The following is a 15,684-nucleotide window of genomic DNA, read 5'->3' as shown; positions in this document are numbered from 1 at the left end:
AATCCAGACTGCCGCCGCGGAGGGATTCTGGATTGCTTCGCTGCGCTCGCAATGACGACAACAACAAAAACCATTACTTGGGGAAACATCAGTGACTGACACATTCGATTTCGTCGTCGTGGGCGCGGGCTCCGGTGGTTGCGCCGTGGCGGGGCGGCTGTCGGAGGATGCGGCGACATCCGTGGCGCTGCTCGATGCCGGCGGACGGAACGAAAGTTGGCGGATCACCACGCCCTTCGGGCTCGCTCTGCCATACAAGGCGGCCAATTGGGCCTTCGACACGGTGCCGCAGAAGGGATTGAACGGCCGTATCGGCTATCAGCCGCGCGGCAAGGGCCTCGGCGGCTCCTCGGCGATCAACGCCATGGTCTACATCCGCGGCCACAAATGGGACTACGACCACTGGGCCTCGCTCGGCAATGTCGGCTGGTCGTACGCGGACGTGTTGCCCTATTTCAAGCGCTCGGAGAACAACAGCGATTTCGACGGCGAATATCACGGCAAGGGCGGCCCGCTGCATGTCAACAGGTTGCGCTCGGACAATCCGATCCATGAGATTTTCCATCAGGCCGCACGCGAGGCACAATTCCGCATCCGCGAGGACTTCAATGAAGAGGACCACGAAGGGCTCGGCAGCTACCAGGTGACGCAGCACAGGGGCGAGCGCTGGAGCGCGGCGCGCGCCTATCTGCAGCCCCACATCGACAAGCGCGCGAATCTGCGCGTCGAGACGGCGGCGCATGCGACGAAAATCCTGTTCGAAGGCGGACGCGCGGTCGGCATCGAATATGTGCAGGGCAAGCAGACGAAACAGCTGCGCGCGCGCCGCGAGGTGATCCTCGCCTCCGGCGCCTTCCAGTCACCGCAATTGCTGATGCTGTCGGGCATCGGCGACGGCGAGGCGCTTGGCGCGCACGGCATCGGCCTCATGCATCATTTGCCGGGCGTCGGGCGCAATCTGCAGGACCATCCGGATTTCGTGTTCGTCTACGCCTCCGACTATCCGCACTTCGTTCACTCGTCGCTCGGCCGGCTGCCCTCGCTGCTCCGCGCCATCCGGCGGTACCGCAGGGAGCGACGTGGCCTGATGACCACCAATTTCGCCGAGTGCGGCGGCTTCCTGAAGACGCAGGCCGATCTCGACGTGCCGGATATCCAGCTGCACTTCATCATCGCGATGCTCGACGACCACGGCCGCAAGAAGCACAAGGAGGCGGGTTTCTCATGCCACGTCTGTCTGTTGCGGCCGAAGAGCCGCGGCAGCGTCTGGCTGAAAAGCGCCGATCCGCTGGCGGCGCCGATGATCGATCCGAACTTTCTGGGCGAGGCGGAGGATCTCGAGACCATGGTCGCGGGCTTCAAGACCACGCGGCGGCTGATGGAGACGCCTGCGATGCGCGCCTTGCAGAAGCAGGACATGTTCACGTCCGACGTGCGAACGGACGACGACATCCGCGCCATCCTGCGGAATCGCGTCGACACGGTCTACCACCCCGTCGGCACCTGCAAGATGGGCACGGACGCAATGGCCGTGGTCGATCCGAAGCTGAAGGTGCACGGTGTGGACGGCCTGCGTGTCGTCGATGCCTCGATCATGCCGACGCTCATCGGCGGCAACACCAATGCGCCGGCCATCATGATCGGGGAAAAGGCGGCGGATATGATCAGGAGCGAGGTGCGGTAGCTCTCCTCGCTCTCCCCGTCCTTACGGGGCCGCGACGAGCTACGCTCGCGCTGAGGGGGTTGGGGTGAGGGGCCTCTCTCCGCGAGTAGGGTGAGAGTTGGACTCGCGGAGAGTCCCCCTCACCCGGATTGCATCTTCGCTGCAATCCGGCCTCTCCCCGCGAGCGGGGAGAGGCGAAGAAAGGCTGGAGCGCCAGTCACGACGACGATTTCTTCACTCACCTTGAATAAGCCTGAAATGGACGCCCCCTTAGCTGCTGGAGCGAAAAGATACAGACGATTTTAGCGATCTGAAACCGGAACGACCGGTTCGGCGTTCATTCGTTCCATCGGCAGGGTTGCGCTCATGAATAGCTTCGATTTCGCGGTCTATGCGGCGCTCGCACTCGCGATCGGCTTTGGCTTCAGGACCGGCTTGCTCCGCAGCGCCATGACCATTCTCGCCTATCTCCTGGCGGCCCCCATCGCGGTTTCGCTGATGCCGATGATCGCGCCGCAGATCACGGGCAATCCGAATGCGCCGCAATTCCAGAACTGGATCTGGTTGTTCGGCATCTTTCTGGTGGTCGGCATGTTGCTCGGATATATCGGCCGTTTCGTGCTTGAGGACACGGTCGGCGACGCCGGCATCGGCGACCGCCTCGGCGGCGCCGCGCTCGGCGCCGTCCGGGTCGGCCTTGTCGCCACCACGCTGGTGCTGGTGTTCGACCAGATCGTGCCGGCCAACCGCCAGCCGCCCTTCCTGGCCGGCTCGCATCTGCGGCCGCTGTTCTCGGCGGTCGGGCAGATGGGCTTCAAGTCGCTGCCGCCGGAGGCCGCCGCCGCGATCGACCGCCTCAAGCAGGAGCGGCGCATCTGACTGTTTGGGCATGATCTTTTCGGAAAACCGCTACACACTTTTCCGGATCATGCCCGTTTGCATCGCCGCAGCCCGCGCCATGCATTTTGATGCGGGCACGTCCCTTATCAGCGGCATCACTCTTGGCTAGAGTGCCGCCCGTCCAAAAACCTGCCTGACATTACGGGAGTGAAACAGTGGATCTTGGGATCAAAGGTCGCCGCGCCATCGTCTGCGCATCCAGCAAGGGCCTGGGGCGCGCTTGCGCCATCTCGCTGGCCGAAGCCGGCGTCGACGTCACGTTGACCGCCCGCGGCGCCGAAGCGCTGAAGAAGACGGCCGACGACATCCGCAAGGCCTATCCCGCCGTGAAGGTCACCGAGATCGTCGGCGACATCACGACGCCTGCGGGGCGCGAAGCCGTGCTGAAGGCCTGCCCCGAGCCGGACATTCTCATCAACAATGCCGGCGGCCCGCCGCCCGGCGATTTCCGCAACTGGACCCGCGACGACTGGATCAAGGCGATCGACGCCAACATGCTCACGCCGATCGAGCTGATCAAGTCGACCGTCGACGGCATGATGGCGCGCAAGTTCGGCCGCATCGTCAACATCACCTCGGCCGCGGTGAAGGCGCCGATCGACATCCTCGGCCTCTCCAACGGCGCGCGCGCCGGCCTCACCGGCTTCATCGCCGGCCTGTCGCGCAAGACCGTGATCAACAACGTCACCATCAACGGCCTGCTGCCGGGCCCGTTCGAGACGGATCGCCTGACCGGCACCGCGAAGGCCGAGGCCGACAAGCGCGGCACGACGCCCGAGCAGGTCCTGGCCGAGCGCGCCAAGCTCAACCCGGCAGGCCGCTTCGGCCAGCCCGACGAGTTCGGCTATGCCTGCGCCTTCCTTTGCGGCGCCAAGGCCGGCTTCATCACCGGCCAGAACATTCTGCTCGATGGTGGTGCGTTCCCGGGAACGCTGTGAGAGCGGTCATCTCGCCTGCGATAGTGGGGAGAGTCCAGCCATGACGATGCGGGAGCTTCAGCGCCCAAGCGCGAGTCATGTGTTATCGAGGATCATCACCGCCGTTTGGTGATCTCGTCCTCGTCCCGCTCGCTGGGATCAGAGGAATCTGCGGTGAGCTGCTCGTCGGTCCAGTCGATGCCGAATGCGTCGAGCCCGTCGGCGAGCAGATCGCCCAGCATCGGCTCGCCGAGCAGGTATTGCACCGTTTCACGGCGCGGGCTGCGATACTCGGACCGTGCCTCCACAGCACGGGCGCGCAAATCGTCCCAATCATCGATCGCGCCGTCGCCGCGACCGAGCCAGGTCAGCGCGACGAGATCGAGCTGCTCGTCCTCGTTCAAGGCGATCATGAAGCCGCCGAGCTCGTTGCGGACCGGATCGGAGCCGTTGTCCTTCAGGACGTCGACTGCGTCGTCATCGGTCGGGTTCGAGCCCGAATCCGGATCGGTATCCGCCTCCTTGACGTCGAATTCGCGGGCCTTTTCTATGATGAAGGCGACCTTCTCGGCGGAAATGGCAAGCTCTGGCATGGGCTCCCCTTTGGCTCGTCCTGGGTTCCGCGATAACGCCGCACCGCTCCAGATGATCCATTGCGCCTGATGGCGGAAACTCGCATCAGCGAAAGCATTGGTGGGTACGGCGCTTCGCGCCTTTGCCCCACCCTACGATCACCTGAATTGAGGGGCTGCAATGCGCCCCGTTTTGAGCGGTTGAATTTCCCGCCGCGCTGTTCCATGAAGCTATTTAACCGATCAGTCCATCCCAAGGGAGAAACGAGAATGAAGCTTGTTCGTTACGGCGAAAAGGGTGCGGAAAAGCCCGGCCTGATCGACAAATCCGGCCAGTTGCGCGACCTGTCGGCGCATGTGAAGGACCTGACCGGCGAGGCCTATTCGCCGGAGTCGCTGACGAAGCTCGCCGCCATCGATCCCGCCTCGCTCCCCGCCGTCTCCGGCAAGCCGCGGTTCGGCGCGCCCGTCACCGGCATCTCGAAGTTCGTCGCGATCGGCCTCAATTACAGCGACCACGCCAAGGAGACCGGCGCCGCCATTCCGAGCGAGCCGATCATCTTCATGAAGGCCAACACCTCGCTGTCCGGTCCGAACGATAAGGTCGAGAAGCCGCGCGGCTCGACCAAGCTCGACTGGGAAGTCGAGATCGCCGCGATCATCGGTACCCGGGCAAAATACGTCTCGGAAGCCGATGCACTGAACCACGTCGCCGGCTATTGCGTCTGCAACGACGTCTCCGAGCGCAACTTCCAGACCGAGCGCCTGGGTCAGTGGACCAAGGGCAAGTCGCACGACACGTTCGGCCCGGTCGGTCCCTGGCTCGCCACCAAGGACGAGATCAAGGACGTGCAGAACCTGTCGATGTGGCTCGACGTCAACGGCCAGCGCCGCCAGACCGGCTCGACCAAGACCATGATCTTCTCGATGGCCAAGTGCATCTCCTATGTCTCGCAGTTCATGACGCTGCTGCCGGGCGACATCATCACGACAGGCACCCCGCCCGGCGTCGGCCTCGGCATGAAGCCGCCGACCTTCCTCAATGTCGGCGACGTCATCACGCTCGGCATCGAAGGCCTCGGCGAGCAGCGCCAGGAGATCGTTGCGGCGTAAGCCGCGCCGTCGCCATACCGTCATTGCGAGGAGCGAAGCGACGAAGCAATCCAGACTATTTCTACGGAGACAGCCTGGATTGCTTCGCTTCGCTCGCAATGACGAAAACCAATTGCCGGTCTCCCGCAGGACATTTCCGATGAAACTCTCCTTCTCCGCCGCCTCGCCGTTCGCCCGCAAGGTGCGCATTGCCGCGATCGAGCTTGGGCTGATCGACAGGATCGAATTCACGCCCGCGACCGTCGCGCCCGGCACGGCCAACGAGGACTATTCGCGCATCACGCCGCTGAAGAAGCTGCCGGTGCTAATCACTGACGACGGCGACGTGATCCTGGATTCCTACGTCATCGTCGAATATCTCAACGAGATGGCCGGCGGCAGCCTGATCCCGGATTACGGTCCGCGGCGCTGGAAGGCCAAGACCAATCACTCGCTGATCAACGGCATGCTCGATTCCATGCTGCTGTGCCGCTACGAGAAGATGGTGCGGCCGCAGGGCCTGCAATGGCAGGCGTGGTCGGACGATCACTGGAACCGGGCCTGGGCCGGCATGGCGCGTTTCGAGAACATGCCTGACGTGCTGAACGGCCCGTTCGACATCTCGCAGATCGGCCTCGTTTGCGTGCTCGGCTACGCCGACTTCCGCTTCGCCGATTGCGGCTGGCGCAAGGCCTATCCGAAGCTCGATGCCTTCCATCAGAAGATGCTGGAGCGGCCGTCGGTGAAGATCTCGGTGCCGCCAGCGGCGTAGCGGGATATGCCTGGAGAATGACGATGCGCGATCAATTCTCCCGGTTCACAATTCTCGGCGCGGGCCTTGTGCTCGCGCTCTCCATCTCAGCCACCAATCTACGGGCCGAGCCTGGACAACAAGGCCAAGCCTGTGGAGCGCCGTCATCGATCGACGATGGCTGGGAGATCGCCTCGCCCGACAGTCTCGGCATGGATGGCGCGCAACTCTGCGGCATCGCTGCACGGCTCAAACAACGCGCGACCTCGGTCCATTCGGTTGTCGTCGTGCGCCACGGCAAGCTCGTCTTCGAGCAGTATTTCCCCGGCTACGACCAACCCTGGGGGCAACCGGAAGGCCAGCACGAATTCACCGCGACGACGAAGCACGACATGCGTTCGGCATCGAAGAGTGTCGTTTCGACGCTCGTCGGCATTGCGATCGATCGCAAGCTGATCGAAGGCGTTGATGAGCCTGTGCTCAAATTCTTCCCCGACCGTCAGGCGATGAAGCAGCCGGGCTGGGAGGCCATTAAGCTGCGCCATCTGCTGACGATGTCCTCGGGGATGAAATGGGACGAAGCGCGGGCCTGGACCGATCCGAACAACGACGAGCCGCATCTCACGTTTGAAGCCGATCCGATCGGCTATGTGCTCGCAAAGCCACTCGCTGCACCGCCGGATGTGCTCTGGACCTATAATGGCGGCGGAACTGAACTGCTCGGCAACATCCTCGAGCGCGTCTCGGGCAAGCCGCTGGAGACGTTTGCGCGCGAGGTGCTGTTCCAGCCGCTCGGAATCACCGATCTCGAGTGGAAAGCCTATAAGAACGGCAAGATTGCAGCGGCCGCGGGCCTGCGCTTGCGGCCGCGCGATGCGGCGAAGATCGGCCAGCTCGTGCTCAATCGCGGCCAGTGGAACGGCCAACAAGTTGTCTCGGCCGACTGGATCGCGCAATCGATCACGCCGCGCTTCCAGGCGATCGGCTATTTCGGCGGCACGCTGTTCTACGGCTATCAATGGTGGATGGGCCGCTCGCTGGCCGGCAGCAAGGAAATCAAATGGGTTGCCGCCTTCGGCTGGGGTGGCCAGCGCCTCTTCATCGTGCCCGAGCTTGATCTCGTCATGATGACCACCGCTGCCCAATACGGCCAGCCCAAGGAAGGGCTCGCCGCGATCGACATCCTCTCCAACATCGTCATTCCATCCGTGCGCGACGCACGCTGAGTGCAAGAGAAGCGAATAAGGGAAGCGAACAAGGGAAGCGAGCATGAGCCTGAAATTCACCGTCGGCGATCTCACCATCCATCGCGTCATCGAGCAGGAAGCGCCCTTCTTCCCGGCGCTGGACTTCATGCCCGGCCTGACGCCGGAGGTGCTGGCCGAGAACCGGGCGTGGATGCGGCAAGCCAAGGCGCTCGACGACCGGGACACGCTGATCCTGTGTTTCCAGTCTTATGTGATCAAGACGCCGCATCACACCATTCTGGTCGACAGCTGCATCGGCAACGACAAGCCGCGGCCACAGCGGCCGGCATGGAACATGAAGACCGACGACAACTATCAACGCGGGCTCGCCGCGGCGGGCGTCTCCGTCGACGACATCGACTTCGTGATGTGCACCCATCTGCACGTCGACCACGTCGGCTGGAACACGCGGCTGGAGAACGGCCGCTGGGTGCCGACGTTCCCCAAAGCGCGCTATGTGTTCGCCAAGCAGGAGTACGACCATTGGTTCGCGGAGAATGCGAAGACGGAGATTCCGCCCTTTGCCGACAGCGTGCTGCCGGTGGTCGAGGCCAAGCGCCACGAGCTGGTCAGCAACGATCACCAGATCGGCGATCACGTCCGCATCGTGCCGACGCCGGGCCACACGCCGGGGCATATCGCCGTCGCGATGGGACGTGGCAAGGACGACGCGGTATTCTCCGGCGATCTCATGCACTCGCCGCTGCAGACGATCTATCCGGAGCTGTCGATCAAGTTCGACGTCGACCCGGCCAAGGCGGCCACGACGCGGCGAAGCTTCCTGGAACGCTATTGCGACAGCGACACGCTGTGCTGCACCGCGCATTTCCCCTCGCCGTCGGTGGGGAAGATCAAGCGCAAGGGCAGCGGGTTCGTGTGTGCGGCGGTGTGATTGAGCTGAGACGCCGTATGGTGGGCAAAGCGTGCCCACCATGCCAAATGCGCCAGGGAATGGTGAGCACGGCGCGCGAAGTGCGCGCCTTTGCCCAGCCTACGATTCCACCCGCGTGGAGAAAGCAATGACAGCACTTCCCGACATTCCCCTCCCCGCCGGCATCCGCTCGCGGTATGTCGACGGCATCAACGGCTTGCGGATGCATGTGCTCGAGGCCGGCTTCGAGACCAGGGGCCGTCCCTGCATCCTGCTGCTGCACGGGTTTCCCGAGCTCGCGTTCTCCTGGCGCAAGGTGATGCCGGCGCTTGGCTCGGCCGGCTATCACGTGCTCGCGCCCGACCAGCGCGGCTATGGCCGCACGACCGGCTGGACCGCGGATTACGACGGCGATCTCACCCCATTCTCTCTTCTCAACCTCGTCCGCGATGCGCTCGCCCTGGTGACGGCGTTCGGCTACAGGCAGGTCGATCTCGCCGGACACGATTTCGGCAGCCCGGTCGCGGCGTGGTGCGCGCTGATCCGGCCCGACGTGTTTCGTTCGGTGACGTTGATGAGCGCGCCGTTCGGCGGAGCGCCGGCGTTGCCCTTCGACACGGTCGATAGTCCCGCGAAGCCACCGGTCGAAGATCCCGTGCATCGCGAACTCGCCGCGCTGCCGCGCCCGCGCATCCGCTATCAATGGTACTATGCGACGCGCGCCGCCAACGCCGACATGCAGCACGCGCCGCAAGGCGTGCATGATTTCCTGCGCGCCTATTATCATCACAAGAGCGCGGACTGGATCGACAACAAGCCATATCCGCTGAAATCATGGTCGGCAGGCGAGCTTGCCAAGCTGCCGACCTATTACGTGATGAACCTCGGTGAGACCATGGCCGAGACGGTCGCGAAGGAGATGCCGTCGCCGACCGCGATCGCCGCCAATCAATGGCTGCCAGACAGCGACCTCGCCTATTACAGCGCCGAATATGCCCGCACCGGATTCCAGGGCGGCCTGCAATGGTATCGCTACGGCACGTCAGGCTCGCTCAACAACGAGATGCAGCTGTTCTCGGGCCGCAGCATCGACGTGCCCGCGTGCTTCATCTCGGGCAAGCAGGATTGGGGCACTTATCAGCGCCCCGGCGTGTTCGAGGCAATGCAGGGGCGCGGCTGCACGAAGATGCTCGGTTGCCATCTCGTCGACGGTGCGGGCCATTGGGTGCAGCAGGAGCAGCCCGCCGAGGTCAGCCGGCTGCTGCTCGACTTCCTCGAAAAGGCCCGCGCCGCATGATTTGACCCGGGAACCGCGTCGCATTATATAGTTTAGAATAGTTCTAAACTAATGGGACAGGCCGTCGTGAAGAATTTTGCCGATCTGACCGAGCGCGAGGTGCTTGCGGTCGCGATCTCCTCAGAGGAGGAGGACAGCCGCATTTACATGTCCTTCGCCGAGGATCTCCGGGAACGCTATCCGGATACGGCCAAGATCTTCGAGGAGATGGCGGAAGAGGAGCGCGGCCATCGCCACATGCTGCTGGAGATGTACGAGCAGCGCTTCGGTCCTCATTTGCCTCCGATCCGCCGCGAGGACGTCAAGGGATTCCTGCGCCGCCGCCCAGTCTGGCTCACCAAGAACCTCTCGCTCGACACCATCCGCAAGGAGGTCGAGACCATGGAGATGCAGGCCGAGCGGTTTTACGTGAAGGCGGCCGAACAGGCGCAGGATACCGGGGTGCGCCGCCTGCTCGGCGATCTCGCCGAAGCCGAGAAAGGTCATGAAGAGACCGCGGCAAAGCTGGCGGACCAGATCCTCAAGCCCGGCGTGCGCGCCGAGGAAGACCGCACGCGGCGGCGGATGTTCGTGCTGCAATATGTGCAGCCGGGCCTCGCCGGCTTGATGGACGGCTCGGTCTCGACGCTGGCGCCGCTGTTCGCGGCGGCCTTCGCCACGCACCAGAACTGGCAGACGTTCCTGGTTGGCCTCGCCGCCTCGATCGGCGCCGGCATCAGCATGGGATTTGCCGAAGCGCTGTCCGACGACGGCTCGCTGACGGGCCGGGGCTCGCCCTGGCTGCGCGGCATCACCTGCGGCGCGATGACGACGCTCGGTGGGCTCGGTCATACCATGCCCTATCTCGTGCCGGACGCATGGCCCAACGCATTCTGGATCGCGACCGCGATCGCCGGCATCGTCGTGTTCTTCGAACTCTGGGCGATCGCCTTCATCCGCGCGCGCTACATGGATACGCCGTTCCTCCAGGCCGTATTCCAGATCGTGCTCGGCGGCGCCATCGTGCTGGCGGTGGGGATCTTGATCGGGGCGGCATAGCAGCCTCGGCATTCCCTCGCATGGCAATCGCGATCAAACGGCGGTTGCGGCGTTCGGCCAAACTGCGCATCATCCCTTCAGTGAAGCGCAGGAGCATGTCGTGGCGAAATCGGAATGGAGTTACAAGAGCGCGGTCGAGCTGTCGGCCGCATTGGCGGCGAAGAAGGTCTCCGCCGTCGAGCTCACGCAGGACGCGATCGACCGCATCGAACGGCACGACGGCAAGGTCAACGCGATCTGCGTCCGCGATTTCGAGCGCGCGCTGAGCGCCGCGCGTGATGCGGATGCGGCCCTGGCTCGCGGCGAGCGCAAGCCGCTGCTCGGCCTGCCGATGACGGTGAAGGAATCCTACAACATCGCCGGCCTGCCGACGACCTGGGGCATTCCCGCGCAGAAGGACTTCATTGCCAAGGAAGACGCGCTGCCGGTGACGCGGGTGAAGGACGCTGGCACTGTCATCGTCGGCAAGACCAACGTGCCGCTCGGCCTCGGCGACTGGCAAAGCTACAACGACATCTACGGCACCACCAACAACCCCTACGATCTCGGCCGCACGCCGGGCGGTTCGTCCGGCGGCTCCTCGGCGGCCCTCGCCGCAGGCTACGGCCCGCTCTCCATCGGCTCCGATATCGGCGGCTCGCTGCGCGTGCCGGCCTTCCATTGCGGCGTCTACGCACACAAGCCGACCTTCAACCTCGTCGCCATGCGTGGCCACACGCCGCCGCCGCTGCCACCGTTGCCATTCGAGCGTGACCTCTCGGTGATCGGCCCGATGGCACGCAGCGCCGCCGATCTGTCGCTGGTGCTCGACGTGATGGCCGGGCCCGATCCGATCGATGCAGGCTTCGCCTATCGGCTCGAATTGCCGGCGGCACGGCACATCGCCTTCAGGGATTTCCGCGTGCTGGTGATCGACACCGATCCGGTGCTGCCGACCGGCACCGCCGTGCGCGGCACCATCAACACGCTCGCCGATAACCTCGCCAAATCAGGCGTCAAGATCGAACGCAGCAGTCCGCTGCTGCCGGATTTTGCGGCCTCGACGCGGCTCTATATGCGCATGCTGATGTCGTTCCTCGCCGCAAGTTTTGCGCCCGACATCTATGCCGGCGCCAAGGCGGCGGCAGCCGCGCTGCCCGAGGGCGACAACAGCCTCGCCGCCGAGCGGCTGCGCGGCATCGCGCTCAGCCATCGCGACTGGCAGATGGCGAACGGCGGACGCACCCGGTTGCGCGCGCAATGGCGCGAGCTGTTCAAGACGTTCGACGCCGTGATCTGTCCGGTGATGCCGACCGCCGCCTATCCCCACGACCATTCGCCTGATCAGGAAACCCGCCGCATCACAATCGACGGCAAGGAGCACGTCTATCCCGACCAGCTCGCCTGGCCCGGCATCGCCACGCTGCCCGGCCTGCCCTCGACCGCGATCCCGACCGGCTTCGCGCCGGATGGGCTGCCGGTCGGCGTCCAGATCGTCGGCCCATGGCTCGAGGACCGCACGCCGCTGAAGCTGGCCGAGCTGATCGAGCGCGAGTTCGGCGGGTTCGTGCCACCCAAGATGCTTGATGATTGATGCCGCCGCGTCATTGCGAGGAGCCCTTGCGACGAAGCAATCCCGTCCGCATCTGCGGAAACATTTCTGGATTGCTTCGCTGCTCTCGCAATGACGGAGTAGATAACTGAGGACGGAGAAATGTCATGAGCCAGGACATCGAACAGCTCACCGCACTCAACCGTGACTATGTCGCGTCTGTGCAGAACTGCGACGTCAAACGCTTCGACGAGATCCTGGCGCCGGAGTTTTACTGCTCCAATCCGGACAAGACGCTGGTCGACCGCACCGGCTTCCTGGAGCAGACCGCGCGGCCGGTCGCGATCCGCGATCTGCATGCGTTTGACGTCATCATCCGCATCATGGGCGACTTCGCGATCATTCACGCGGCAACGAGCTACACCACCGCGGATGGTCAGCAGGCGACCGGGCGCTACACCGATTGCTGGGCGAAGAAGAACGGCAAGTGGCTCGCGGTGTCTGCGCACGTGTCGCGGTGAGCGGCCCGCATCGCCGCCCCACTCTCCGCCGTCATGCCCCGCGAAGGCGGGGCATCCAGTACGCCGCGGCCTCTCGGTTCAGACAACAGCGTCTCTGGAATACTGTCATCGCCCGGTCAAGCCGGGCGATGACAGCGTAATCGGCGCTAGCTATCAAACACAATCACGCTCCGCAGCGTCTTGCCGGCTTTCATGTTGGCAAAACCTTCGTTGATCTCGGACAGCTTCAGCTTGGCCGAGATCCAGTCCTCCAGGTGCAGCCGGCCGCGCAGGTAGAAATCGACCAGACGCGGCATGTCGACGCGGAAATGGTTCGAGCCCATTGACGAGCCCTGGATCCGGCGTTCGCGCAGGAAGTCGAAACCGTGCAGCTCGATCTTCTGGCCGAACGGGATCATGCCGACGATCGTGGCGGTGCCGCCGGAAGCGAGCATGCCGAACGCCTGCTCCGCGGTTTCCTTGCGGCCGAGCACCTCGAAGGAATGATGCACGCCGCCATTGGTGAGGTCGCGGACCTGCTTCACGACGTCGCCGTCGGCGGGGTTGACGATGTCGGTGGCGCCCAGCTTGGTCGCGAGCTGGAGCTTTGCCGGATTGGTGTCGATGGCGATGATGCGGCCGGCACCGGCGATCTGCGCACCGTTGATGGCGGCCATGCCGACACCGCCGCAGCCGATCACGGCGACGGTTTCGCCGGCCGTCACCTTCGCCGTGTTCACCACCGCGCCGTAGCCGGTGATGACACCGCAGCCGATCAGCGCGGCGAGATCGAGCGGCATCTCCTTCCTGATTTTGACGATCGCATTTTCGTGCACCAGCATCTGCTCGGCGAAGGAGGAGAGGTTGAGGAACTGGTGCAGCTTCTCGGGCTTCGACCATTGCATGCGATTGGAGACGCCCGGCAGCAGCTTCACCGTGGTGTCAGTGCAGAGCACCGTGCGCCCCGTGGCGCAATTGTCGCAGGTGCCGCAGAACACGGATAGGCACGTGACGACGTGGTCGCCCGGCTTCACATAGGTGACGTCGGAGCCGACCTGCTCGACAATGCCGGCGGACTCGTGTCCGAGCACCGCGGGCAGCGGATGCGGGTAGAGGCCTTCCATGAAGTGCAGATCGGAGTGGCAGAGCCCGGCGACTGACGTGCGGATCAGAACTTCGCGTGGGCCGGGCTTCGGCAGGCTGACATCCTCGATGACCAGCGGCTTGTTGACTTCATGGAGGACGGCGGCCTTCATCGAGCACTCCCTATCGCGTTTTTTGATTTGATCGTGGCCCGCAGCCTACGCTGCCAGAACCAGTTCGCCAACCTCGCTCATGCCGGCGTCGCGGTCACCGAGCAGAAGTGCTGCGATCTTGGCCTGCGTGGCATTTTCCGTCAGCCGGAACGGATCGCCCGGCACGACGCGATGGTCGATCACCAGCCGCGACAGCAGCAGCCGGCGCGCGTCGCCGCGCATGTCGTGGATGCGGTGCGCCTCCCAGGCGAGCGCAACGGCGCTTGCGACGTGATAGAGCAGGCTCGTTGCGCGCCGCGCGTCGGCCTCGTTCTCTGACTTGCCTGCGACCTCGCGCGCGAAGCCGACGGCGCGCTCGACGAGGCCGCCCAAATTGTCGCGCCAGGCCTGCGGCACCGAGGCGCTATCGTCGAGGCGTGCGTGCAGATCCGCATTCAGCGCGGATTCTGCGCCGTGGCGGCCAACGGCACGCCTCAGCGCATCGATGGCGACGATGTTGCCGGTGCCTTCCCAGACGGAGCCGAGATGCGCATCGCGCAGCAGGCGCGGCGTGGCGAATTCCTCGACATAGCCGATGCCGCCGCGCATCTCGAGCGCATCGCCGCAGACTTTTCGCGCATCGCGCGTAGCGCGGAACTTCAGGGTCGGGGTCAGAATGCGCAGCAGCGCCGCCGCATCCTGGCTGCCGGCTTCCGCACGATCGAGCGCATCGGCGGTGAGAAAGCTCATCGACAGCGCCTGCTCGACCGGCAGCATGATTTTCAGCATCTGCCGTCGGCCGAGCGGCAGGTCGATGATGCGGTTGCCGAACACCACGCGGTTCTTCGCCACGACAAGCGCGTCATGATAGGCGCGGCGCATCAGCGCGGCCGATTTAACGCCGTTTGAAAGCCGCGACGAGTTCACCATCTCGGCCATCTGCGCAAAACCGCGGTCGAGCTTGCCGACCGCGTACGCAATCGCGCCTTCGAGCTTGATCTCGCCGGAGGCCATCGAGCGGGTGCCGAGCTTGTCCTTGAGACGTACGATCCGGTAGTGGTTCTGCGAGCCGTCGTCGAGGAAGCGCGGCATCAGGAACAGGCCGACACCGCGCGTGCCGGGGCCGGCGCCTTCGGGGCGCGCCAGCAGCATCACCACTTTCGCGTCCGCATTGGAGCAGAACCATTTCTCGCCGGTGAGACGCCAATGGTCGCCCTCCTGCACCGCGCGCGTGGTCAGCGTGCCGACGTCGGAGCCGCCTTCCTTCTCGGTCATGAACTGGCCGCCTTGCGTCAGCTTGCTCATGTCGGTCTGGGTCAGGCCGTCCAGATATTTCGCCTTCAGTGCATCGCTGCCGAAATTCGAAAGCAGCTTTGCGCAACCATCGGTGACGTTGATCGGGCAGCCCATGCCGAATTCGGCCTGGTTGAACAGGAAGGTGAAGGCGTGCTTGGCCACCACAGGATATTTGTCCGGCCAGCCCATGATGCCCTTGCGGATCGACAGCGCGTGGATACCGAATTCGCCGAAGGCGGCGTTCTCCAGCTCGCGATAGGCCGGGTGATATTCGATCCACTGCACGTCGCGGCCGAACTTGTCGCGCTGGTGCAGCAGCGGCGTGTGTCGGTCGGCGAGCCGCGCACAATCGTCGAGATGGCCGCCGGCGAGCTCACCGAGGCGATCGAGATGCGGCTCGATGTGGCGGAATAGCGTCTCCGGCAAATGGATGCGCAGGAGGTCCGTCAGCGCCTGATCGGCGCGGTAGAAATTCATGCCAGTGGTATCGGGCGCCAGCAGGCCGGATGGTGCGGCCGCGACATTATTTGGCTGCGCTGTGGCCGGCTTGTGCATGATCGTCCTCTTCGTTTCCGCCCGGCGCCAAATTCTTATCGCTTGCCGCTTGGGATGATGTCGATCATGCTCCCATCGCGAGAGGCGATAAAGCCGCAAATTGTCAGGGAGGCATGATCGCCGTGAAGGAGCAATTCGCTCTGCGGAATTGTCATCGAGCCGGCTGGTTGTCCGCGCGGCGGATGCATAGATCAGCGGCGTCCCGTCCCCGAGAGATCA

The 15,684-nt window shown here is 64.3% G+C and carries 14 protein-coding genes; 11 read left to right on the top strand and 3 right to left on the bottom strand.

The genetic code is table 11. The features are described from left to right. Positions 1 to 91 precede the first annotated feature (91 nt). From ABIC09_RS22100 to ABIC09_RS22090, 3 genes are all read left to right on the top strand, one after another. The gene (locus ABIC09_RS22100) at positions 92 to 1,684 is read left to right on the top strand and encodes a GMC family oxidoreductase (protein ID WP_354110534.1); all 1,593 of its coding nucleotides are present in this window, start codon (positions 92 to 94) and stop codon (positions 1,682 to 1,684) included. A 345-nt stretch (positions 1,685 to 2,029) separates the two neighbouring features. After that, positions 2,030 to 2,542: a CvpA family protein gene (locus ABIC09_RS22095; RefSeq protein ID WP_148755038.1), complete on the top strand. Its 513-nt coding sequence runs from the start codon at positions 2,030 to 2,032 to the stop codon at positions 2,540 to 2,542. A gap of 176 nt (positions 2,543 to 2,718) precedes the next feature. Next, entirely contained in the window at positions 2,719 to 3,501 is a 783-nt protein-coding gene (locus tag ABIC09_RS22090) for an SDR family oxidoreductase (protein WP_354031641.1), read from the top strand. 95 nt (positions 3,502 to 3,596) lie between these two features. Here ABIC09_RS22090 and ABIC09_RS22085 read toward each other — a convergent pair whose 3' ends face one another. After that, complete coding sequence (locus tag ABIC09_RS22085; RefSeq protein ID WP_148755036.1) at positions 3,597 to 4,073, bottom strand: DUF3775 domain-containing protein; 477 nt, start codon at positions 4,071 to 4,073, stop codon at positions 3,597 to 3,599. 249 nt (positions 4,074 to 4,322) lie between these two features. On the opposite strand from ABIC09_RS22085, the gene ABIC09_RS22080 reads away from it, so the two are divergent. The 8 genes from ABIC09_RS22080 (at position 4,323) to ABIC09_RS22045 (ending at position 12,400) form a co-directional block, all read left to right on the top strand. Further along, positions 4,323 to 5,165, top strand: a complete 843-nt coding sequence (locus tag ABIC09_RS22080; RefSeq protein WP_354084146.1) for a fumarylacetoacetate hydrolase family protein — start codon at positions 4,323 to 4,325, stop codon at positions 5,163 to 5,165. 139 nt (positions 5,166 to 5,304) lie between these two features. Then, the gene (locus ABIC09_RS22075) at positions 5,305 to 5,916 is read left to right on the top strand and encodes a glutathione S-transferase family protein (protein WP_354110533.1); all 612 of its coding nucleotides are present in this window, start codon (positions 5,305 to 5,307) and stop codon (positions 5,914 to 5,916) included. Positions 5,917 to 5,939: 23 nt separating this feature from the next. After that, complete coding sequence (locus ABIC09_RS22070; protein WP_148755033.1) at positions 5,940 to 7,121, top strand: serine hydrolase domain-containing protein; 1,182 nt, start codon at positions 5,940 to 5,942, stop codon at positions 7,119 to 7,121. Positions 7,122 to 7,164: 43 nt separating this feature from the next. Then, positions 7,165 to 8,034, top strand: a complete 870-nt coding sequence (locus ABIC09_RS22065; protein WP_354110532.1) for an MBL fold metallo-hydrolase — start codon at positions 7,165 to 7,167, stop codon at positions 8,032 to 8,034. Positions 8,035 to 8,161: 127 nt separating this feature from the next. Then, complete coding sequence (locus tag ABIC09_RS22060; protein ID WP_354110531.1) at positions 8,162 to 9,310, top strand: alpha/beta hydrolase; 1,149 nt, start codon at positions 8,162 to 8,164, stop codon at positions 9,308 to 9,310. A gap of 66 nt (positions 9,311 to 9,376) precedes the next feature. Then, on the top strand, positions 9,377 to 10,348 hold the full coding sequence (mbfA, locus tag ABIC09_RS22055) for an iron exporter MbfA (protein ID WP_148755054.1): 972 nt from the start codon (positions 9,377 to 9,379) through the stop codon (positions 10,346 to 10,348). A 100-nt stretch (positions 10,349 to 10,448) separates the two neighbouring features. Then, entirely contained in the window at positions 10,449 to 11,921 is a 1,473-nt protein-coding gene (locus ABIC09_RS22050) for an amidase (RefSeq protein ID WP_354110530.1), read from the top strand. Between the two features lie 125 nt (positions 11,922 to 12,046). Beyond that, entirely contained in the window at positions 12,047 to 12,400 is a 354-nt protein-coding gene (locus tag ABIC09_RS22045) for a nuclear transport factor 2 family protein (RefSeq protein ID WP_354110529.1), read from the top strand. 146 nt (positions 12,401 to 12,546) lie between these two features. Here ABIC09_RS22045 and ABIC09_RS22040 read toward each other — a convergent pair whose 3' ends face one another. Together ABIC09_RS22040 and ABIC09_RS22035 are read right to left on the bottom strand one after the other, a co-directional pair. Beyond that, complete coding sequence (locus ABIC09_RS22040; RefSeq protein WP_148755028.1) at positions 12,547 to 13,635, bottom strand: Zn-dependent alcohol dehydrogenase; 1,089 nt, start codon at positions 13,633 to 13,635, stop codon at positions 12,547 to 12,549. 45 nt (positions 13,636 to 13,680) lie between these two features. Then, entirely contained in the window at positions 13,681 to 15,465 is a 1,785-nt protein-coding gene (locus ABIC09_RS22035; RefSeq protein ID WP_354110528.1) for an acyl-CoA dehydrogenase family protein, read from the bottom strand. Positions 15,466 to 15,684 lie beyond the last annotated feature (219 nt).

Origin of the sequence: Bradyrhizobium sp. S3.12.5, assembly GCF_040548225.1 — a bacterium.
Lineage (GTDB): Bacteria > Pseudomonadota > Alphaproteobacteria > Rhizobiales > Xanthobacteraceae > Bradyrhizobium > Bradyrhizobium cytisi.
Note: the sequence above shows the minus strand (reverse complement) of the source record. Positions and strands in the feature narration are given on the sequence as shown.